The organism is Nonomuraea sp. NPDC003560 (assembly GCF_042878785.1).
Lineage (GTDB): Bacteria > Actinomycetota > Actinomycetes > Streptosporangiales > Streptosporangiaceae > Nonomuraea.
This window is the reverse complement of sequence record NZ_JBIAOF010000026.1, coordinates 1-19599: the sequence shown is the minus strand read 5'-3', so window position 1 is coordinate 19599 and position 19599 is coordinate 1. Positions and strand designations below refer to the sequence as shown.

Sequence of the window (19599 nt, the reverse complement as noted above, 5' to 3'; positions counted from 1 at the left end):
TACGATCCTTGGCCATGAACGGATTCAAGAAGTTCCTCATGCAGGGCAACGTCCTCGACCTGGCGGTCGCGGTGGTCATCGGGGCGGCCTTCAACTCGATCGTGCAGTCGTTCGTCGCCGACCTGCTGACCCCACTGATCTCGGCCTTCGGCGGCCTGCCCGACTTCTCCTCGCTGAAGGTCACCGTCGGCGCGTCCCACTTCATGTACGGCAAGTTCGTCAACGCGGTGATCTCGTTCCTGATGATCGCGGCGGTGATCTACTTCCTGGTCGTCAAGCCGTACACGCATTTCAAGGAGCGCGCGGCGGCCCAGGTCGAGGCCAAGACCCGCGACTGCCCCGAATGCCTGTCGGAGATCCCGAAGGCCGCCTCCCGCTGCGCCTTCTGCAGCGCCGAGGTCGTGCCCGCCTAGAGCTGCGAGTCGATCTTCGGATCGTACTCCCAGTGCCACGGCTCGAACGGGCTGCTGTAGGCCCAGGCGGGATGGAACCACCCGTACCTCTTGGAGTTCTTCTCCATCCACACGAACTCCGTGGACCGGAACCGCTCCACGCCGCCGCACAGGTCCACAGCCAGCCCGAGACCGTGGTTGCTCCGCCCCGGCACGGCCGCGAACCCCGGCCGCCGGTAGTAGACGGACTGCTGCTCGGCCAGGCTCCGGTAGGCGTCCGTCACGCAGATCGCCTTGCCGAACCGCCTCCGGTAGGCCTCGTTCAGGCTGACGAAGGCGATGGTGGCGTCCGCCCGCAGACTGAAGCCCTTCTGCTGCAACGGACAGAGCATGCTCTTGGGGATGAGCCCGTTGGGGTAGTTGTTGGCCGTGGCGGCCTGGAGGGGGTTGCAGCCCAGCGCCGCCCGTCCGACCTTGTCGATCTTGATGCCCAGCTTCACCAGCGCCGCGGTGAGCGACTTGACGATCTTGTCCGAACGCTGCCTGAGCGTGTCGATCTCGGCCGCCATCTGGGCCTCGGCCAGCAGGTTGCCCGCCCTCAGCTCCTGAGCCTCGGCGGCCAGCCGCTCGGCCTCCTTGTACAGGGTGCTGGTCTGCTCCACGGCCTGCTGCCGCACCCGGACCATCTCCGTCGAGTCCGAGAGCGCCCGCAGGGTGCCGACGCCGGCGTCCCCCGACAGGAACGGCACCACGCCGTCCGCCCCGACGGGCTGCTCGTAGAGCAGCTCTGCCAGCTGCGAGACCGGCTGCCGGATCACCGCGAGCCTGCGCTCCAGATCCTGCAGCCCGTTCAGCTTGGTCTTGAGCTCCTTCTCGGACGCCGCGATCGTGGCACGCCGCTTCTCCAGCGCCTTGGTGGCGTCCTCAAGCTCCTTGGCCGACTTCTCGGCCTCCTTGCGCAGCTCCGCCAGATTGCTCGGATCCCGCCGCTCCACCTGGGTCCGCGCCTGCGCCTGAACCGCTGACGGCACGAAGAGAGAAGCCATCGCCATGACGACCGCGATCAGACCCGCTGATCGAGGGGATGGCACGTTCGACTCCTCCGTTTGCACACTCGTTACCCGGGTCAGGCACGCACGTTACTACAGCCCCCTGAGTGTCCGGACCGAACTCCGAAGAGCTGCTATGAGACAAAAAGCGCACTATGTACGGCTCCCCCTCCCCACCAGCGGCATCGCATCCCTACCTCCACCCTCGCCCCCGAACAGTGCGCCTTGACCTCTCTGTCGGTGTTCAGGCGACCCGTGAGGCGCTGTCACTGCGCAACCCGGAGACAGGCTGCAGAGCGCGCACACTGGCCAGCCGGACCAACCGCACCACTGCCTGTCGTGCACGGTTGCCCTCCTCGTGCACCGCCGCACCGCACACACCCAGACCTCCGGACGTCCTGGCATGACATAGCCCCCCACGACTCCACCTGAGCTCTCTTGCGGCGGTTCATCTCCGCTGTCCGCTACAGCACCCTTTCTCACCTCTCCGAGGCCTTCGGCGTCTCTTGTCACGAGGACCGCGGCCCCTTACAAGGACCCGCGACGCCCCCTTTGCGGACTCCTCCACCTTCTGAGCTTCGGCGGCTCGTCCTCCTCCAGGAACGGTGCTCACCAGACCCTTGCGACCAGTCCCTTCTGAGATCACCGCCGACGGCGTCTCCAGACCTCCGAGTCTGTCGCGGCCTGTTGGGCACGACAGGAGGTCATTTCAAGAGCTGCGCCACTCGGCCTACGGTCCTCCACACGCCGCGCAACGTCGCCGAGCCATTCCTGACCTCACCTCAGCCCTTGGCTTCGGAACCTTCACCCCAGCTGCGCCGCCGCACGCAGGCCCGCCACCAAGAGTGACCAGGCCGTCCGCAACGACCTCCAGCGTGCCCACCAAAGCCGACGCCCCCTGCCACAGCAGTGCAGTGCCCTCTGATCGGGAAACCCCAACCGCAACCAACACCAACCCCCAAGCCACTCCCGCGCCTAACCGCCCCGAGACACAGCACACCGGGAGAAAGTTCACTGGCCTAGCTGGCCGCCGGCCGGCGGCGGCTTGGGGCGCCGGCGGCCTGGGGCGCCGCCGCACCCCGCGACCACACCCTCCTCAGCCAACGCCCCTCGTCAACTTCACAAACCCGACAACCAGCCATAGCGGGCATTCTGTGCCGCCTCCTGCTCCCGCTCCCGGCACATGTCCCACAGCCAGGTGTCCTCCCACTCCCCCGCACACCCGGGCGAGGACCGCGACGCCTCAGGCGCGTACGGCTCCTCCTCAACCACAGGATCCGGCTCCGGCGCAGGCGCGGGCACCGAGGACCGCACCTCCAACGCCTCAGACACCTCGGCGACCTTCCGCACAGGCGCCGGAATCACCCCTTCGTACCGCCGATCAGGATGAGCAGGCGCGGGCATCCACACGGGCTCGAACGCCAACCGCACCGCCCTCCGCTCCTCCATCCCCACCGGCGCACCAACTCCCTCGAACCCCCGCATCTCCCCCGCCAACAGTCCGCCGGCAAGAATCGCCGGCGCCAGCAACGCCCCGAACAACACAACGGGCCGCCTACGAGCTTGCGTGGATCGCCTCCTGGTCACACGCAGAAGCTAGCCACGCACGAAGCACCGGAATCCGACCGCTTGCCATGCCTTTACCGCAGCTCAGAGCACCCATAACCAACCTCACCAAACTGACCCCGGCCCGGCGGCCCACGCACTGCCCAACTTTCGCTAGGCTTACGAGAGTCCGCCTCCGTAGCTCAGGGGATAGAGCACCGCTCTCCTAAAGCGGGTGCCGCAGGTTCGAATCCTGCCGGGGGCACTCATCTGCACCAGGCGTTTGAGCCTCTGACCTGCGGTTTCTCACCCGCAGGTCTTTTGCTTACCAGACCCTTGATAGGTCACCGAGAGCACCCAGATGCAGCCGTAGGACCTTGATCACGGGACATATGCGGGATGATCTTGAGTGCGTTTTCGCTGGTCCACCCGCAGATTTGCGGCGACACGGCTCGCCGGCTCCAGGACCGACCGAGAGGTAGCACCCCAGGAAGCGACCAGCCAGCAGGATGGCGCAGAGGTGGGGTACAACCCGTTGATACCCGTTGTGACTGGCACTGGACGCTGTCGGCCGCGGACTTCGGCCTCCAGCAGCCCGACTGGCTCCAGCAGTTCGGCTGAGTTCAGACGTCGTCCCGGTTGGTCAGTACAGGAAGGCCAGAGCCGTCGGCAGAGTGGACGAGGGATGCAGCCTCGCGCAACCGGCCGTAGCGCAACGCCTTCATCTGCAACTACCCAGCCACCTGCCCTGGAGCGGCGTTGAGATCCACGGACGGACCGTGCACCTCCTACCCGATCAACGGCGCCCTCCTGGGTGTGCAGGGCAGCGAGGACAATTGACTTGGCAGGTGATGGTGTCAGCAGTGCATATCAGGCATACAAGCTGTACCTAAGAGTAGAGCTTGGGTAGTGTCCACAGAGTGCGCCCAAATATTCGCTGGCTATCTGTCGCGGCAGCACTCATCTCTCTTGCAGCCATGACGAGTTGCGCAGGAGACTCCGACAGGCCCTCCTACCAGGAGGCCACGAAACAACTCATAGCGGACGGCGACAAGCTGCTTGCATCTCGCGAAGTAGCCGCTTCCGGAAAGTTGATGGCAACGGAACGGGCAGACAAGGATGCGGAATCAGGCTGCACGCCTGGCGAAGTGCAGCGGTTTTTTCGCGCACAAGGAGATCTTTCCGGGCCACCTGAGGCATCCATGCCGGACAACGCTGCTGGCTTGATGCGAGGTCTACTAGGACTCATGGGATATGACACGGTCATAGGCCAGCGAGACCTCCGCGACGCGAACCTGGGTGTGTCGGTGATGCACAACCCAAAGTCAGGGCTGACGTTTATTGTGACCGTCCGCAAAAACCAGTCGCCGCATATTATGATCGCCGGAAAGACCGGTTGCTATGGCGCCGACCACTAGCATCCCCACATTGTTCAAGCCAACTGAGCTCCCTCCTTGCGCATGAGTTCAGCTTGCTTCCGCAAATGTTCGGCGGTGGACATGCAGTGCTCGCGAAGAAGTTCGATCTCGCGACGTAATTGCGCGGCCTGACTGTTGAACCGGTCGGCGGCAGCCCCTCTCCAAAACGCCCCGACCGCCTGAGGACTCCCTAGAGATCCGACGAAAACCTCCTCCAGCGCCTTGGCGTGCTTGGTAAAAGTAGCGGCAAGTAACTCCTTTTCAGCGGCCTGTCGAAGTATCTGGCCAGGGTCAGGGAAGGACATATTCAACCTCCCCGCCTTTCTAGCGCATCGGTCAAGGCACCGAACAGCCGTCCCCGGAAAGCTTTCTCAACCATATCTTGATCTGTGTCCGTCAAGGGAGCTTGCCTGTGCTGTCGCAATGATTCAATTACCCAGCTCTGCTGCAGGGTTATGATCTTATCGGCAACACTCTTCGCTGTTTCGGGCGTTTTTCCATCGAAGTAGTCAGTGATCATTTTCTTCATCTTGTCCTTCAAGTCATCCTGGCCTCGGTCTCTGGCGGTCGCAGCCGAGGCATCGTCGATGGGCCAGTATTTGTTGGAGAGCCAGTCGACGGGCATCAGCATGACACCTGAAAGCCAGTCGGCATACTCGTCATCGCTCCACTCTGCGTGAGCGGAACCATCTAACAGCATATTCGCTGCCCCACTTGACAGAGCGCTCTGGATGACAAATCCCGCACGCATCTTTTCATCGCCATCGAACGGATGGAATCTGCCGATATCCATGCCAACCGTGTACTTGTGCCAAGCATCCAATAGGGTGCTGGCGGCTGACTTGTCTTGCATCAAAGCACCCATGAACCGTGACGCCACATCAGGGCTGAGCTTGTCCCACGGTGTCGACGGATACAGCTGCTTGAGCTTGGGCGAAGATTCCTTCGCCTGCACACGTGCAAGCTGGTCGAGATAGGGCGTTACGTTCTTGGCCAAGACTCGGCTGATGGGTGAGCCTCCTGGCTTGGGAAATATTGTCGACTGGATCCATTGGCCACCGAGCCAGGGGCTACCGTCAGCGCCGACGCCATTAATGATGTTGACCCAAGCTCGTTCTCGGGTGGCCGCGTCACCGCTGCTTGGATTCAGTGCCTTGTCGAGCACGTTCGCCATCCGCTGTTCCAGGCCGGGCACACCGGTCTGCATGAACCGTCCAGGGTGCAGTAGCCAGCCCGCAGCATCCTTGTTCTCGGCAAGGAGTGTCTGCAACGCCTGTGGATTGGCGTCGTACGCCTCCACCAGTATGTTGAGGTTCCAGTTCGGGCTCGTCGGCGCATCCGCGGCCAAGGGACGCCCCAGTACGCGCAGAGCTACGTGGTTGAGAAGGGTGCTCGAAGGCTTGGACATCGCGACAAGCGTCGTCAGCACACCGGGATCGGTCTCTTCCACGAACTTCCGCCACTCCTCACCCAGCCGTCCAGCGCGCTCAGCGTTCGCGTAAGCCTCCGCCAGGGGGCCAAGGCTCTCGCGTCCCTGTTGGAGCAGAGCGGGAGGAAGTCCCTTATCCATGGCTGCAGGGCCCTTGTCCTTCATCCATTGCATGAACAGCGTACGGAACTTGTCCGGCCCGAGGGCTGCCAGCAAAGAAGCGGCGTAGGCTGGATCGTCCAGCTTCTCCTTGATGGCCGCTATGGCAGCGGCCACTTTGCGCCAACTCTTCACCGAGTTTTCAACCTCATGCTGCTTGAGCGCCTCGATAATTGGGCGCGCGTCAGCTTTTCCCTGCCGAACCGCTTCCGCTTCGTTATCGAATGTGAAGAACACGCTCAACAGGCCGTTCCCTGCTCCAGGGACCATCTGCTTGAGCGTATCTATCCGCCATTTGAGGTCCCGCTGGGTATCGTCGAAAAACGCCCAGGACCGATGCATGGCGGCCACTCCCTGTGGCCCTGTCCACGATGCGCCGGCTTCGGCGATTGCCGTCTCAAGCCCTGGCCGCGTCCGGCCCAGGATGTCCTTGCTGATGCTCATGCGGTGCATCAGCGGTTCTGCCCCGCTGGGGTCGATCCCGACGAACTCCCCCATGGCCCCTCCCCGGAGGTACGGGTTACAAGGCAGGAGTCAAGCACACTAGCGCATCTCGGTAAACGCCTAACACATCCCCATAAACAACCGGAATTACCAGCCTACCGCAGCAGGGCTATCCAAGATGCTCAAAGCAGGCTCTATGGGTGCATCATGGTCGAAACCATCGCGTTCCGGTACTGACAGGGGTTTGATCGACGGCATAGTGCTCCAGCGCGCACAGGTTGAGTCACGTGCGCAATCAAGGTGAGCGCTCATGGTCGGCTATGTGGCATCGGGTACCGCCGGCCATACCGAAGACTGATCCCTGGGGCTTGATGCGCAGGATGACGGAGACGCGCATCAGTTGAAGACATGCCCTTGATCTACGTCTACGCCCGACTGTTGCCTTGAGGGAGGTCCCTCGGCGATCGTGAGATCTTCAGCCATACAAGAGGTGGCACGCCTGGTTGCGAATCCGAAGGTGTGGTCTGTAGGGCGGGAAAAGCTCATCGCACTTTTCTTCGATCACCGAGACCGTCCGCCTCCTAGTACCGTCCTTCAGCAGGGAACCTCTGGGTCTTCTCGCACGGCTCGAATCCGTACCGGCCCTTGCCGGCCTTGGCCCTACGACGCCGCGCTTATGCCGCGACGACAGGTAAGGGACGCCCACCCAGCTCCCCCTGCTGGACCGTGAGACCGCCGTCTTGGATCTCTTAGGACTCGAGTGACGCGTCTCCAAGAAGGGTGCGCTGAACGTCACGGAGGGGGCGGCGGCGAGGCGGCGTGGAGTGATTGTCCAGGAAGTCCAGATGGAGAGATGGGGCTCGGGTCGGGGATCACGCAGGACGAGCTGATCGGGTGCCATGCGCTCGCCCAGACAGCGAAAGCCACACAAGCCAAAGAACCAGCAACCAGCGTGGATCTGGCCACGCGATCCGACCTCCACCGAAGCGATCTCTTGGGAGGCGTTGGGGGTGCGTATCTCCGCCATTCAATGGAAGCCCCGCTGTCGAGCCTCTCTCGCGGGGCGTACTGGCAATCCGTACGGTGGTCGCCTCAGCGGGGCCGGTGACGACACAGAGTGATTTTGATCATCAGGCATGGGCCTCCTTTCTCGCGACTTGTTCAGTCGTAGTGACGCAGCGTGCTGTCCGTCCAAGCGGAGCAATTGAGCATGTCGAGCAGTACGACATAAATGGCCCCGGAAGACCGGGGCCAAAGACGGGGCACATCCTGACTACTCGTCCAGAGCGCTGTTGATCTTGCTATTGATCTGCTCTTGCTGACCGTCCATGCACTTGGCATAGACGCGTAGTAGAACGTCGACGCTGTGCCCGGCACGTTTGGCAACCTCAACGGCCGGGACGCCGGCGTTCAACCAGAGCGAGACCGCCGCGTGGCGGAGGTCGTAGGGGCGAGCAGCGAGCGAAGAGGCGGCCTGTTCCCGGGTCAGGGCAAGCTTGCGGGCTTCCTGCCAGACGTAGGAGTGCGCCGAGCCGGAGTAGGTGCCCCCAGTGCCCGTGGCGAAGATCCTGCCGTCTTCGGCGGTGCCGTACGCGGCGATGTGCTCACGGAGCATGGCGACCAGGGCTGGCGGGATGGGGATCTCTCGTGTTTCCTTGTCTGCGCGGTGCTTCAGGCTGCGCGACTCATGGGTCTCGCCCGAATTGGTCCAGCGCTTCGTTCCCTGGGGGCGCGCCTTCTCCAGGACGATCAGACCCCAGCCGGACTCCGGCAGGGTGCAGTTCCTCTGCCGGAGGTCGGCTGCCTCTTCCGGGCGGAGCGCGGCGTAGTAGATGCAGGCGAACAATGCCTTGAGCCGGGGACCACGCTTACGCCCAATCTTCGAAACGGCGTCGAGGAGCTGCTTCGCTTGGGTCGGGTTGACCACCGTTCGTGGGTCAACGGCTGTCACCGCCTTGGGCATGGTCCATTTGATTCCGTCCAGCGGGTTGCTGCTGAAGATCTTCTGTTCCACCGCATGCTCCAGCATGTGATGCAGTACGGCCCGCTTGCGTCGCACGGTATTCGCGCCCGCCGGTGTGCCGGCGAAGGTGACCGAGATGGAGTCGAGAGCGGCACGGAGAACGTGTGCCTCCGCGAGAGCCGACATCGGGAGCGAGGCTCCTTGCAGCCAGTTCAGGCTCACGGTTTGCGCCGAGGTCAGAGAGGCCCGACGCTTCTCTGGCAGCAGCGCATGAACTCGGAGGACCTCCCGTAGCTCTTCTGCCGAGGGACGGCGTGGCGCGTCAGCTACCAAGGCCGGGACCAGCGACAGGAGCGCGTACGCGTCCGTCTCCCTGGTTCGCGCCGCGGACGTGCTCCAGCGGCGAAGCACGTACGCCTGGGCGAACTCCAGGAACGTCGGTCCCGAGGACTCGGGAGCCAGCATCGAGACCGGCAGACCGGTGGCAACGTCGAATTCCTCCCCCGCCTTTGCCGCTTGTCGGAGGTCGGACATGAAGGCGTTGGCGAGTCCCTTGGTCCGGAAGCTCTTGGACCTCTCCTTGCCGGCGACCCGCCAGCGAGCGACGTACGCCGGTGTGCCACGGTTGGAGCGCTGCTGGACTTGGCTGAACTTCACGTCGTAGGTGGTGTTCATGCAGCCTCCCGTCGTGAGTCGAGCCAGGCCATGAGGTCGCTCCGCCAGACGCGGAGTTCGAGGTTGGGAAGCTGGACGCAGACGGGTGCCCGGCCGAGCTCTCGCCAGCGGTAGAAGGTGCGCCGGGACACCCCGCCCAGCTCGGCGAGAACCTCGGGGACGGTGAGCAGTTCGTCGCGGCGGCTCATCGGGCACCGCCCGGGATGTCTGGGACGGGCGTTCCCGATATCGCTTCGGCGACCAGTTGGTCGGCGAGGCTGTAGCCCTTGCCTGCGTAGGTCCACTCGCTGACCACGAGGACGGTGTCCTCTTCGAACAGGGGCAGGCGGCCGGTGATGATCTCGTAGTCGCGGGCGTGGTGTTCGCGGGCGGCGCGGAGTTCGCCGAGGGTGGTGGAGTAGCGGCGGGATCGGGTGGAGAAGTGGCCGCGGAAGCCCAGCATGTGGGCCCAGTTGGTCAGGCGTAGTTCGGCCAGGTCGTCGATGCTGCCGAGGCGGAGGCATTCGTTGATCAGGCGTTTGGGGTGGTCGCGGAGGTTGTAGGCGTCGAGGTTGTCTAGGGGGTTGATGCGGCGGTCGAGGGTGCCGACGCATTCTGCGGCTTTGGTGGCGTACTTGGCGATGTAGCCGGCGACGGCTTGCTCGGTGAGATCGCCCTCCAGAGTGATGGGACGGGTGTCGAGTTGAGTGCCCCACTTGAGGAGGCGGGCGGGCTGGTTGGCGATGGCAGGGGTCTCGGCGCTGACGGCGTGGGCGGCATGTCGTACCGCCTGTGACAGGACGTCGGTCGTGGCCCAGGCCGGTGGTGAGGTGGCAGGTCCGCTCGCGCCGTCGAGGCGGATGACGGCGTGGAAGTGGACGACGCCCCGGCGTTGGTACTCGGCGACCTTGGCGAAGGAGACGGTGAGGTGTTCGCGGAGCTCTTTGAGGGTCAGACCGCCGAGTTTCGCCAGGCGGCGGCGCAGGGAGTCGGCGAAGCGCTTCCACAGCAGCGGTGCCAGGGCGTTGAACAGGACGGAGCCGGTGTAGTCGTAGCAGTCCGGGCACAGAGGTTCGCCGAGGTGGGGATCCTCGGGGCTGTGCTTGGTCGTGCAGGACAGGACGCGCCCGTGCGGACAGGTTCGCCCGTTGCGGCGGGCATGGCAGGGCAGGGCCTTGCCGTGCTTGTCGCGGCGGGTGTGGACCGCTCCGAAGGTGGGTGCGGTCAGGGTGACGAACAGGGTGGGGTGAGCGGTGACGGTTTCCGGGACGCCCTTGCCGCCGATCAGGCCCGCGCGGATGAGGTGGTAGGTGTCGGCGCGATAGACCTCCGCGCAGGCTGAACAGCGGGAGGCCCGCCGGGTCTTGCAGGGAAGGCGGAGAATGCCATCGGGTTCGGTTCGGGTGGTGTAGCGGTGCAGGAGCCGGCCGGTCGCGCGGTCGTAGTGGTCGACCTTGCCCCGCAGGTGGATGGGCTGTCGGCAGCCGCCTGTGGAGCGGACCTGAGCAGCCCAGCGGTCGTAGTCCTCCGCGTTCAGTCGGGCGATCACGCCCGCAAGGGCGTGCGGGTTGGTGGTGCGTGCAGGCAAGATGGAAGCCTCCTTTCACTCGTTCGGGTGAGGGGATGGCCCCCGACCTGGCACTCGTCTTGGCGGATGTGCGGCCAGGCCGGGGGCGCTGCGCGTTACGCGCCGTGGTTGTCGATGCCGGTGCCGTCGCAGTCGCGGCAGCGGTTGCGGTCGTCGTCCAGACCGGTTCCGGTGCAGGTGCAGCAGCGGTGGTGGATGAGATCGATCAAGGTCTGTTCACCTCCCTCGGCGTGGTGTCGTGGTGAGGTAGATGCGCCAGTGAGAGTGCCTGGCTCGGTCGGGGTAGAGCCGTGAGACGGAGACGACCGTGAAGTGCAGGCGTAGGCGGAACAGGGCGTCGATGACCTCGGCACGGGTGCCGTCGATGCGGATGCGCATGATCGAGCCTCCGGTGGTCAGGTTGCCGAGTCGTGCTTGATGCAGCCGAAGTAGCTTCTTTCGGCGTCGTGGCGGGCTCGCGCGGCTGCCAGGATCGCCACCGCTCGGTACTCCACGGGCCCGAAGCAGACCGAAGTTGCGTAATGGCCGTACGGGGAGTCGTCGAACTCGATGCGAGAGCCGACGTGGGCAGCGATGTGGTCGATCTCGGCGCGCATGTCGGCGTCGTTGTCGTGCTCAGGGAAGTGATGGACGACGACGTTCGAGGAGACGGGCACCTCTGGGTGAGCCTCCAGGAATGCGGCCAGGTTGAGCAGGCCGTCGATCAGGTCGGTGCGGTTCATCAGATGATCTCCCTTCTGGATCAGGCGGTTCGTAGGCTGTTGAGCAGGTCCGAGGCGAGTTGGCCGGACACGCCGAGATGGGTGCGTAGGGTGTCGCTGGTGATGGGCTTGCCGTGGCGAGCCTGGTGTTCGTCGGCGACACGGCGGGCGTAGTCGAGGAGTGCAGGCGCGAGTCCGTCCTGGCGGTTCTCTTCGTCGGTACGCGGAGGTTCCGAAACGGCGGACGGCGTCACGACGGGCGAGGTCGTTGCCTCGTGCGGTTCAGGAGCGACGTGGGAGGCGCGGCGTTCGAGCATCGAGATGGCGAGCAGGAAGGCACCGGCCGGAGTGGCGGCGGTGATCCACCCCCAGACGGTTGGAGCGGCCTGGGCAAGGTTGGCGGCCAAGGACAACGCGATGCCGCCGACCAGGACCAGGACGGGCCACGAGACGAACCCGCGACGCGCTCTGTCTGTCTTCTTGTCGTGCTGGCGTTCACGGGCGGCCATGACGCAGGTCAGATCGATGCAGACGGCGACGGCCCAGGACATCCAGCCGGTCTGACCGTGCTCGGCCGCGGTGTCGCGGATGTGGGTGAACGATCCGGCACCGGCGATGACAGCCAGGACGAGCACGGGACCGGAATCGAGCAGCCAACGGGCCAGGCGTCGCATCGTTGCCCTCCTTTCGATCTGATCAGGCGTTGACGGCTTCGGGCAGGTGGGTGGTGATCTCGGTCCAGGACGGAGTGACATCGGCGTGAGCACGAGCGGCGTGTTCGGCGGCCTGCTCGGTGACGTAGAAGGATCGGGCGCGATACCACTGGCCGTCCTGGCCGGCGACGATGGCCACGCCGGGCGTCTCGGCGGGGATGGCACGGGCGGAGACCAGGGCGGCCGGGTCGAGGTCGCCGAGGGTCATGGTGGCGGTTTCGGGATCGTTGACGCGGTGGCAGATCCGTCCCGAGCACTGGGCGCGTAGTGCGGTGACGCCAGGCCCGAGATCGGAGCCGATCCTTTGACCGCAGCAGAAGAGGTAGATGCCGAACGCCCTACCGAGCTGAGCCACCCGAAGCAGCGCCGTCGATGTCTTGGCGATCTCGTCCTTCTCGGACTTGTCGGCCATCAAATACAGCTCGGCCAGCTCGTCGACCAGGACCACGATCGGGATCGGGCGGATGCCGGGCGGGAGCTGCCAGATGTTCCGAGCACCGGCCTGACGGCACAGTCCCATCCGATCGACCATCAGGCCGACAAGGTCATCCAGCAGCGTGACCGACTCGGCGCGCGAGGTGGCCAGCGCGGACAGTCGTGGACTGTAGGGAGTGAACTCGACCCCGCCTTTCAGGTCAAAGCCGACCAGTGCCACGGGTTGTGGAGCCAGGCCGACGATCAAAGCGTTGGCGAGGTTCGACTTGCCGGACTGGGTGGCTCCCGCGTTGAGCCAGTGCGGAACGGTCCGGAAGTCAATAGTCCACGGCTTGCCGTTCTCCAGCCGACCGACCGTCACCTTGAGCAGCTCCGTCGAGGCGGGCAGGCTGTCGACCCTGACCAACGGATCTCGCATGGTGGCCATGAGCACCACCCGCCCAGGTCTGGGTGATGAGGCACGGATGGCGTGTACGCCCCAGGAGTGCGCCAGGCGTTCGGCAGCGTCGGCGTAGTCGCCGGGTGTCTGGCCTTCCAGTGTGTGAAGGGTGACACGCCAGCCGTGCCGGGTGGGCAGCGGCAGCCACATGAACGGCTTGGTGTCGACCGCGACCCGTTGGAAGCGACGCTTGACCCTGACCGTGCCGCTGGAGGCGACCAGGCCGGGCACGGTGGTGAACCAGAAACGCTGCCGCTTCTTGGTCAGCCCGCAGCCGAGGGCCACGCGTCGCCAGGACGCGCGTACAGACAGAGCGGTGATCGGGTAGCCGAGCACCACCCAGAAAGACGCCGGATGCCAGCGGCGCCAGGCCCACAGCCCGGCCGCGAGAGCGGCCAGGGCTGCGAGCAGGACGAGCGTGTCACGCATCGGCGGTCTCCCGGATCGGGAGCAGGGCCGAGGCGCGGTAGCTGATGCCCCACCGGCCGGCGATCTCCCAGACGTAGCCGAGGAGTCCGACCGGGTTGACCTGATCGCCGACGTTGATGGGCGGCTCTCCGGTGGTGGCGATCTTGACGAGTTCGATCCGGCCGAACTCGTCCTCCACGGAGACGGTGACCTCGAAGACGGTGTTGCCGTTCTTGTCGGTCTTGATCTCGCCGGTGTCCCGGTTGAGCACGCGCGGACGCGCGGCCTTGACGCAGGTGATGGCGAGCTTGCTGACATCCACGGGGATCGGAACGGAACGCATGGGCAGTGACCTCCTTATTCGTCGTAGTCAACATAGTTAACCTAGTTGGCTCGGTTGTCAACGTCCTCTCGGTTGGCTTGGTTGTCGTTTCGTGGTGTGATGGACTGCGATGGTCAAGAACACCGGGCGCCCCGGCTACCTCCAGATCGCCGACGATCTCCGAGCGAAGATCAACGGCGGCTCTCTCGCGCCTGGCACACCTCTGCCTTCCACCGCCCAACTCGCCGAGCAGTACGACGCCTCGCTGTCCGTGGTGAAGATGGCGGTCGGCATCCTGCGGAACGAGGGCCTGGTGATCGGCCAGCAGGGCAAGGGCGTGTTCGTACGGGAGGCTGGCGAAGTCCCCGGGGTCGGCGACTTGGCGAGCGAAGTGAGCGAGCTGCGCAGTACGGTGCGGGATCTGTCGGAGCGCCTCGCGCGGGTCGAGGAGCAGTTGGCTACGTCCACTGCACGCCGCTCCGGGCGTAGCAGCCGGTAACCTTCCGCGCCAGCGACGCGGACGCTCCGTCCGGGTGCTGCCGCAGGCTCAGGGCCTTGTCCTCTCGGCGGATGCCGACGAGGACCATGACGTACCCGACGAGCAGAGCGATGCCGAGAACTCCGGCGAGGATCAGCGGGATCACGTCCAGCTCACCCCCATGGCGGCCAGGCCGCGAGGAGCGCGCGGGGGACGCCGGACCTCGCCGCTCCGCCTGCCGCCCCGGTTCTTGGCGGCCTGCTTCTTGAGCCAGCGCCCACGGGCCCGGCACTTGCGGCAGCTCTCCTGCCCCCTGGCGATGAGTGCCCCGCAATGGCAGGTGGGGTCCGGGTAGATGTCGTGGTTCATGTTGATCACGTCTCCTTTCGGTCGGTCTGGCGTTGCCTTGTGACACCAAGATTGCGACGGAGAGTGAGGACGAGATCACTACACGACGGGACATGTTCAAGACGTCCGGCCTACGATGTGCAGGTCCCCGGACGTCCCCGGAGCAGGTGATATGGCGAACGAACGGCTACGTGCCGCCCTTCTGCAGAAGGGCGTGAGCATCACCGACCTGGCCAATGCCATCCAGGTCGACCCCAAGACGGTCGAACGGTGGATCACCAAGGGGCGCGCGCCGTACCGAAAACATCGATTTGCGGTGGCTTCCTACCTCGATGCCGAGGAGACCTACCTCTGGCCGGAGGCCCTGACCCGCGACCAGGTCGCCGCCGCGTCGGAGTCAGAGATCGTCACCGTCTACCCGCACCGCTGGGCCGTCCCCAGGGACGTTTGGGGACGGCTCTTCTCAAGCGCGTCCGAGGAGATCGGCGTGCTCGTCTACAGCGGCTTGTTCCTTGCCGACGACACAGGCATGGTGCGCATGTTCGGCGAGAAGGCCGACGCCGGCGTACGGGTGCGCATCCTGCTCGGCGATCCCGACTGCGCCGAGGTAGCCCAGCGCGGCAGGGACGAGGGCATCGACGACGGCATGGCCGCCAAGATCCGCAACGTACTGGTCCTGTACCGATCCCTACGGGGACGAGAGAACGTGGAGTTCCGCTTGCACGCCACAGTGCTCTACAACTCGATCTATCAAGCTGACGATCAGTTCCTCGTCAACACCCATGTGTACGGCGTCCCCGCCGGCAACGCGCCGGTCCTGCACCTCCGCAAGGTCGTCGGCGGAGACATGGTCGCCACGTACGCCGAGAGCTTCGAGCGCGTCTGGGACGGCGCCCGGCCGGTAGGGTCCTGAGCCGTGGCCAAGCGGATCGACTACTACGACGACCCCGACGCGCCGGCCCCCAACAGCCTGGTCCCGTCCGTGAACGTCATCGTCACCAACGCCGCGGACGAGATCCTGATGATCCGCCGCAGCGACAACGGCAACTGGGCCGTTCCGGGGGGCGCCATCGATCTGGGCGAGTCCATCCCGCAGGCCGCAGTCCGGGAGACCCTCGAAGAGACCGGGATCACCTGCGAGATCACCGGCCTGGTCGGAACCTACAGCGACCCCCGGCACGTGATCCTCTACACCTCCAACGGCGAGGTCCGCCAGGAGTTCTCCCTTGTCCTGACGGGCCGGGCGATCAGCGGCGAGCCGACACCGAGCGACGAGTCCCGCGAGGTCCGCTGGGTGCCTCGCGATCAGGTCATCGAACTGTCGATGGACCGGTCGATGCGGATGCGCATCGAGCACTACCTAGCCGGCACCGCCCTTCCCCACATCGGCTAGCGCCGCCTGCACCGCCCGCACCGCGGACAGGATGCACGGCGTGGAAGTGGTGATCGACCGGCTGACCAGGTGTTCGGGGCCGTACCGGGAATGGATCTCGGCCAGACGCTCCGTGACGTCGAGATGCTGTCCGGACGGCCCTGTGGTCATGTCGCAGTAGGTCAGCGCCTGGACCAGCTCCGGTCGCTCCTCATCGAACTCCTGGGTCAGCTCGGTGAAGAGAGACCGTTCGCGTGCCTCATTGACGGCGCAGGAGTGGTGCGCGACCAGACGGCAGAGCGTCTCGTCCGCCTGGTGGACGTCGCGCAGGTAGCGCGCCCCGTCGAGAGCGTGGAAGCCGGTCGAGACGAGATCGGGGGCGTATCCGATGTCGTGCAGGTAGGCGGCGGCGGTCAGGGTGTCGGCCTCGTCGCCGAGGATCGGCGCCAGAGACACGGCGCGGGCGGCTACCCCCTGGGTGTGCGCCCAGCGCCGCGGCAACGTCGTCTCCAGCAGGTCCTTGGCGAGGTCATGAGCCCATTCAGCTTGTCCCACGTTGTTCACGATAGGCACGGGATGCCGGAAACACTCCAGACCACTCGCCGGGACGTCCCAGGACGTCCTCACTTGCGCACGAACCGCCCTCGCCCGTGCTCCGACACGATCAGCCCTTCCTGCTCCAGCACCGCAAGCGCCTGCCGGACGGTGCTCCGCGACACCTTGTGTTCCCGCCGCAAGTGCGACTCGCTCGGCAGGGTGCTACCGGGCGCCAGCTCCCCGCGCTCGATCTGACCTCGCAGCTTCCGCGCGATCACCTGATACAGGTACGGCTCCTCCTTCGGCTTGTCTCCGCCGAGGACCAGCCGGCCTTTCGCTGGGATGGTGACGATCAGCCCTTCGTCCTCCAGCATCGCCAGCGCCCGGCGCACCGTGTTGCGTGCCACTCCGAACTCCGCGCACAGCGCCGCCTCGGACGGCATCATCGAACCCGCTGGGTACATGCTCATCGCGATCCGTTCTCGAAACCGGTCAGCGATCTGTGTGAAGATCCGCCAACCAGTGAGCCACTTGTTCACCGTCGACGTACTTCAGGCCCCATAGGCCTCGACGATCCGCTGCAGGTCGATGCCGAGTTCGCCCTGCTCCCCCTCGTGCCAGCCGTCCTGCGCGGCCTCCGTGATGCGCTCGACGGCCGCGGCCATGCGCAAGCAGGTCACCCGCTCGTCCCCTTGGGCACCCCAGTAGAACCAGCAGAACGCGAGGTGGACGAAGACGCGTCGGACCCGGAATCGGCTGTCCGTCACGTCCAGCCCTGGCCGGCCGTCCTCGGCCACGACGAGCACCGCGGGAACGTCCCGCTCCGCAAGCTCGTCCCTCAGTGCAGTGAGCACGCGCTGAGCGTATGCGTGCTGTCGTTCCTTCATGCTCGCCATAACGAGCCGTCCCTTCGCTGTTACGGACTGTGTACGTCGAGATTCGCCCGCACAGCGGAACCTCTACACCGCAACTCAGGGACGTCTAGGGACGTCTCGTGTTAGCGTCCAGGCATAGCCCCTGGTCACGCGAGAGGTGCGCATGAATGACAACCTTCGCCACGCCCTCAACACCGCCCGCCTCCAGCCCGCGGACGTCGCCGCACACCTCGCCGTAGACCCGAAGACCGTGCACCGGTGGCTCAAGGGCCGCATCCCCTATCCGCGCCACCGCTGGGCCATCGCCGATCTCCTCCAGGTCGAAGAAGCCGAACTCTGGCCCGACATCGCTCAGCAGCAACGCCCCCTGAACGACGAAGTCCTGGCCATCTACCCACACCGCTGGGCAGTCCCCCGAGCCACATGGCGACACCTGTTCCAGTCAGCCACCAGGGAGATCGGCATCCTCACCTACAGCGGCCTCTTCCTCGCCGAGGACGCCGGCCTCATTCGCCTCCTGGCCCAGAAGGCACGGGCAGGCGTACGAGTGCGCGTCCTCCTCGGCGATCCTGACGCCCCCTCCGTAGCTGCACGCGGGATCGACGAGACCATCGGCGCCGACGTCATGGCCGGGCGCGTACAGAACGCACTGACCCTCTACCGGCCACTGGCTGACATCGAGAACGCGCAGATCCGCCTCCACCGAACGGTCCTCTACAACTCGATCTACCGAGCCGACACCGACCTACTGGTCAACTGCCACGCCTACGGCACGCCCGCAGCTCAAGCTCCCGTCATGCATCTCCGTGCCATGGAGCAGGAAGCAGCGGCGGCCACCTACCTGGCCAGCTTCGAGCGCGTTTGGGCGAATGCCGAGGTCTACTCACAAGCGAGCTGAGCAGCTCTCCAGACGACCAGGGCCAAACAGGCAGGACATAGACGGGCAGCAAGATCAGAAAGCAACTTATCTACACGTGATCAAGGGCAGCCCGCCTGCGGCGTGCTGCCGCGCGTCGGGCGGTCGCTGGCCGCGCTGCGGCTCTCCGGCCGGTCGCGACCAGCACCGCCCACGCGCCAACAGACGCCAGGTGGGCAATCCGAAGGACAAGATGAAGCCCAGCACGGAGTTGGGCCTGCCGACCGACGCCCGGCGTGCCGGGTGCGGGTTCAAGCTAACGCTCGCAGGACTACATCTAGTGCCCCTCTGTTAAATGCGTCATCGTGGACGCAGAACTCATGTAAAGGCGTATCACCTGAGACTCCATAGAAGCCCGGCACAGTACCGTCGCCCTTTCGTTGCTCTCCGGGGCGGACTTCTATTAGCCGAAATAGAGAAAGTGCCTGATGAGACGAATACGACTCTCGACTCAACCCAAACCTATTGAGGCGATCAAACTCTTCAATCTTGACCCATAGTTCGCCTCGATTCATTGCCCGCTGGGCGAGTAGCGCGAGAAGCAGGGATATTTCCGAATCCTCCAGTACATATATCCATCCTCGCGTAAAGAAGGGGACCGGAATTTCTAAATAATGCTCATTCTTTCTAGGGACTATATAGTGTATATTGCTCCCATCTGGGCGAACGCCCCCGTCATCTAAGAGCTGAAAGCGTTCATACGTTGCATAGGAACGCGCTTGCTGAAGCTCTGCGAGTCTGACCTCAGGGGAGGCTAGCCGGGAAAGGGCTGAGCGTATCAAGCGCCGCTTCCTCTCCGATTCACCGTAATGAGATGCATTCCGCGTAGGCCGCGAGGCCGCAACTAAGTCGACCCAGCCAATGTCGCTCCCGCCCACAATAAGGGGTCGGTTATTGACAGGGCGACCCCCGCCTCTTCTTTGCATTTGCGCCTCGAAAAGACATGTCATGTAGAAGCGCAGCGATATACCGCGAGGCGAGATGAGCCTCGCCACAGGCGGGCGGTTGGGGAGTGTAGGGAGACGTCTTGTGTAGGAAGGTTGCGCGGGCAACGCGGCGTACACAAACCGGTGCCTGACCCTTATATAGCTGGGCGTTTGGGGTGCGTCTGCGAGCCTGGCAAGGTTGTCGCATGCGTGTTCGATCGAGCCACTCATGCGCCTCAGGCGATCCGCACGCTTGAGCAACGCTTGACTCTCCTTGAGTCTCACGCCTGGTGTGTCCCGTCTGCGAGGGTGGCACTCAACTTCAACGCCTTGACCCGCCCCTCTCACCTACAGCAGTACATGGGAACAATGCCGAGTTCAGCACCCACTTCTGGTCACGTCCACGGACGTGGTGTACGAATCGATCTTCGCGTGATCCTGTATCTGCAGGTTAAGCGGTCAGTGTCTGCGGGATCGGGGCCGGGGTG

Annotated in this window: 22 protein-coding genes and 1 tRNA gene; 7 read left to right on the top strand and 16 right to left on the bottom strand. The window is 64.8% G+C overall.

The window, feature by feature from the left end; all coding sequences use genetic code 11:
* The first annotated feature begins 14 nt into the window (after window positions 1-14).
* A complete protein-coding gene (gene mscL / locus ACFYUV_RS50805) occupies window positions 15-413 on the top strand; it encodes a large conductance mechanosensitive channel protein MscL (protein WP_352326225.1) in 399 nt (132 codons plus the stop codon).
* Here mscL and ACFYUV_RS50800 read toward each other — a convergent pair.
* Window positions 410-1438, bottom strand: coding sequence for a D-alanyl-D-alanine carboxypeptidase family protein (locus ACFYUV_RS50800; RefSeq protein ID WP_387683249.1), 1029 nt, complete (start codon window positions 1436-1438; stop codon window positions 410-412). The genes mscL and ACFYUV_RS50800 overlap by 4 nt on opposite strands.
* Window positions 1439-3178: 1740 nt before the next feature.
* On the opposite strand from ACFYUV_RS50800, the gene ACFYUV_RS50795 reads away from it, so the two are divergent.
* Window positions 3179-3251: transfer RNA gene (locus ACFYUV_RS50795), tRNA-Arg, on the top strand.
* Window positions 3252-3906: 655 nt separating this feature from the next.
* Window positions 3907-4404, top strand: a complete 498-nt coding sequence (locus ACFYUV_RS50790; protein ID WP_387683247.1) for a hypothetical protein — start codon at window positions 3907-3909, stop codon at window positions 4402-4404.
* A gap of 14 nt (window positions 4405-4418) precedes the next feature.
* Here the strand turns inward: ACFYUV_RS50790 and ACFYUV_RS50785 are convergent, their stop codons facing one another.
* From ACFYUV_RS50785 to ACFYUV_RS50740, 10 genes are all read right to left on the bottom strand, one after another.
* The gene (locus ACFYUV_RS50785) at window positions 4419-4709 is read right to left on the bottom strand and encodes a WXG100 family type VII secretion target (RefSeq protein WP_387683245.1); all 291 of its coding nucleotides are present in this window, start codon (window positions 4707-4709) and stop codon (window positions 4419-4421) included.
* 2 nt (window positions 4710-4711) lie between these two features.
* On the bottom strand, window positions 4712-6490 hold the full coding sequence (locus ACFYUV_RS50780) for a hypothetical protein (RefSeq protein WP_387683243.1): 1779 nt from the start codon (window positions 6488-6490) through the stop codon (window positions 4712-4714).
* 1219 nt (window positions 6491-7709) lie between these two features.
* Window positions 7710-9074 (bottom strand): tyrosine-type recombinase/integrase, encoded by a 1365-nt coding sequence (locus ACFYUV_RS50775; RefSeq protein ID WP_387683241.1) that lies wholly within the window; start codon window positions 9072-9074, stop codon window positions 7710-7712.
* Entirely contained in the window at window positions 9071-9262 is a 192-nt protein-coding gene (locus ACFYUV_RS50770; protein WP_352365377.1) for a helix-turn-helix domain-containing protein, read from the bottom strand. Before ACFYUV_RS50770 ends, ACFYUV_RS50775 begins: the two co-directional genes overlap by 4 nt.
* Window positions 9259-10641: a replication initiator gene (locus tag ACFYUV_RS50765; protein WP_387683239.1), complete on the bottom strand. Its 1383-nt coding sequence runs from the start codon at window positions 10639-10641 to the stop codon at window positions 9259-9261. The genes ACFYUV_RS50770 and ACFYUV_RS50765 overlap by 4 nt, the downstream gene beginning before the upstream one ends.
* A gap of 216 nt (window positions 10642-10857) precedes the next feature.
* Entirely contained in the window at window positions 10858-11019 is a 162-nt protein-coding gene (locus ACFYUV_RS50760; RefSeq protein WP_387683237.1) for a hypothetical protein, read from the bottom strand.
* Between the two features lie 17 nt (window positions 11020-11036).
* Window positions 11037-11363 carry a hypothetical protein gene (locus ACFYUV_RS50755; RefSeq protein WP_387683235.1) on the bottom strand — a complete coding sequence of 109 codons (327 nt, stop codon included), beginning with the start codon at window positions 11361-11363 and terminating at the stop codon, window positions 11037-11039.
* Between the two features lie 20 nt (window positions 11364-11383).
* Window positions 11384-12016 (bottom strand): DUF2637 domain-containing protein, encoded by a 633-nt coding sequence (locus ACFYUV_RS50750; RefSeq protein WP_387683233.1) that lies wholly within the window; start codon window positions 12014-12016, stop codon window positions 11384-11386.
* A gap of 22 nt (window positions 12017-12038) precedes the next feature.
* Window positions 12039-13358 (bottom strand): FtsK/SpoIIIE domain-containing protein, encoded by a 1320-nt coding sequence (locus ACFYUV_RS50745; protein WP_387683231.1) that lies wholly within the window; start codon window positions 13356-13358, stop codon window positions 12039-12041.
* A complete protein-coding gene (locus tag ACFYUV_RS50740) occupies window positions 13351-13680 on the bottom strand; it encodes a hypothetical protein (protein WP_352365389.1) in 330 nt (109 codons plus the stop codon). The genes ACFYUV_RS50745 and ACFYUV_RS50740 overlap by 8 nt, the downstream gene beginning before the upstream one ends.
* A gap of 109 nt (window positions 13681-13789) precedes the next feature.
* On the opposite strand from ACFYUV_RS50740, the gene ACFYUV_RS50735 reads away from it, so the two are divergent.
* Complete coding sequence (locus tag ACFYUV_RS50735) at window positions 13790-14158, top strand: GntR family transcriptional regulator (protein ID WP_387683229.1); 369 nt, start codon at window positions 13790-13792, stop codon at window positions 14156-14158.
* Here the strand turns inward: ACFYUV_RS50735 and ACFYUV_RS50730 are convergent.
* Both ACFYUV_RS50730 and ACFYUV_RS50725 read right to left on the bottom strand, forming a co-directional pair.
* The gene (locus ACFYUV_RS50730; protein WP_387683227.1) at window positions 14118-14303 is read right to left on the bottom strand and encodes a hypothetical protein; all 186 of its coding nucleotides are present in this window, start codon (window positions 14301-14303) and stop codon (window positions 14118-14120) included. The two genes, ACFYUV_RS50735 and ACFYUV_RS50730, sit on opposite strands and share 41 nt — an antisense overlap.
* On the bottom strand, window positions 14300-14515 hold the full coding sequence (locus ACFYUV_RS50725) for a hypothetical protein (protein WP_387683225.1): 216 nt from the start codon (window positions 14513-14515) through the stop codon (window positions 14300-14302). The genes ACFYUV_RS50730 and ACFYUV_RS50725 overlap by 4 nt, the downstream gene beginning before the upstream one ends.
* A gap of 142 nt (window positions 14516-14657) precedes the next feature.
* On the opposite strand from ACFYUV_RS50725, the gene ACFYUV_RS50720 reads away from it, so the two are divergent.
* Both ACFYUV_RS50720 and ACFYUV_RS50715 read left to right on the top strand, forming a co-directional pair.
* Entirely contained in the window at window positions 14658-15398 is a 741-nt protein-coding gene (locus ACFYUV_RS50720) for a DUF5919 domain-containing protein (RefSeq protein ID WP_387683223.1), read from the top strand.
* A gap of 3 nt (window positions 15399-15401) precedes the next feature.
* Window positions 15402-15878: an NUDIX hydrolase gene (locus ACFYUV_RS50715; RefSeq protein WP_387683221.1), complete on the top strand. Its 477-nt coding sequence runs from the start codon at window positions 15402-15404 to the stop codon at window positions 15876-15878.
* On the opposite strand, the gene ACFYUV_RS50710 is transcribed toward ACFYUV_RS50715, so the two are convergent.
* The 3 genes from ACFYUV_RS50710 to ACFYUV_RS50700 form a co-directional block, all read right to left on the bottom strand.
* A complete protein-coding gene (locus ACFYUV_RS50710) occupies window positions 15846-16412 on the bottom strand; it encodes an HD domain-containing protein (RefSeq protein ID WP_387683219.1) in 567 nt (188 codons plus the stop codon). The two genes, ACFYUV_RS50715 and ACFYUV_RS50710, sit on opposite strands and share 33 nt — an antisense overlap.
* A 68-nt stretch (window positions 16413-16480) precedes the next feature.
* Window positions 16481-16933: a GntR family transcriptional regulator gene (locus ACFYUV_RS50705; RefSeq protein WP_387683217.1), complete on the bottom strand. Its 453-nt coding sequence runs from the start codon at window positions 16931-16933 to the stop codon at window positions 16481-16483.
* 12 nt (window positions 16934-16945) lie between these two features.
* Window positions 16946-17248, bottom strand: a complete 303-nt coding sequence (locus ACFYUV_RS50700; RefSeq protein WP_387683215.1) for a hypothetical protein — start codon at window positions 17246-17248, stop codon at window positions 16946-16948.
* A gap of 184 nt (window positions 17249-17432) precedes the next feature.
* On the opposite strand from ACFYUV_RS50700, the gene ACFYUV_RS50695 reads away from it, so the two are divergent.
* Complete coding sequence (locus ACFYUV_RS50695; RefSeq protein WP_387683213.1) at window positions 17433-18167, top strand: XRE family transcriptional regulator; 735 nt, start codon at window positions 17433-17435, stop codon at window positions 18165-18167.
* Window positions 18168-19599 lie beyond the last annotated feature (1432 nt).

Bases quoted from the DNA above. Each gene is read 5' to 3' on its own strand.
- ACFYUV_RS50780 (WP_387683243.1), bottom strand. From the start codon at position 6,490: ATGGGGGAGTTCGTCGGGATCGACCCCAGCGGGGCAGAACCGCTGATG.
- ACFYUV_RS50735 (WP_387683229.1), top strand. From the start codon at position 13,790: ATGGTCAAGAACACCGGGCGCCCCGGCTACCTCCAGATCGCCGACGAT.
- ACFYUV_RS50755 (WP_387683235.1), bottom strand. From the start codon at position 11,363: ATGAACCGCACCGACCTGATCGACGGCCTGCTCAACCTGGCCGCATTC.
- ACFYUV_RS50750 (WP_387683233.1), bottom strand. From the start codon at position 12,016: ATGCGACGCCTGGCCCGTTGGCTGCTCGATTCCGGTCCCGTGCTCGTC.
- ACFYUV_RS50775 (WP_387683241.1), bottom strand. From the start codon at position 9,074: ATGAACACCACCTACGACGTGAAGTTCAGCCAAGTCCAGCAGCGCTCC.
- ACFYUV_RS50760 (WP_387683237.1), bottom strand. From the start codon at position 11,019: ATGCGCATCCGCATCGACGGCACCCGTGCCGAGGTCATCGACGCCCTG.
- ACFYUV_RS50785 (WP_387683245.1), bottom strand. From the start codon at position 4,709: ATGTCCTTCCCTGACCCTGGCCAGATACTTCGACAGGCCGCTGAAAAG.
- ACFYUV_RS50770 (WP_352365377.1), bottom strand. From the start codon at position 9,262: ATGAGCCGCCGCGACGAACTGCTCACCGTCCCCGAGGTTCTCGCCGAG.
- ACFYUV_RS50800 (WP_387683249.1), bottom strand. From the start codon at position 1,438: ATGGCTTCTCTCTTCGTGCCGTCAGCGGTTCAGGCGCAGGCGCGGACC.
- ACFYUV_RS50740 (WP_352365389.1), bottom strand. From the start codon at position 13,680: ATGCGTTCCGTTCCGATCCCCGTGGATGTCAGCAAGCTCGCCATCACC.
- ACFYUV_RS50720 (WP_387683223.1), top strand. From the start codon at position 14,658: ATGGCGAACGAACGGCTACGTGCCGCCCTTCTGCAGAAGGGCGTGAGC.
- mscL (WP_352326225.1), top strand. From the start codon at position 15: ATGAACGGATTCAAGAAGTTCCTCATGCAGGGCAACGTCCTCGACCTG.
- ACFYUV_RS50695 (WP_387683213.1), top strand. From the start codon at position 17,433: ATGAATGACAACCTTCGCCACGCCCTCAACACCGCCCGCCTCCAGCCC.
- ACFYUV_RS50745 (WP_387683231.1), bottom strand. From the start codon at position 13,358: ATGCGTGACACGCTCGTCCTGCTCGCAGCCCTGGCCGCTCTCGCGGCC.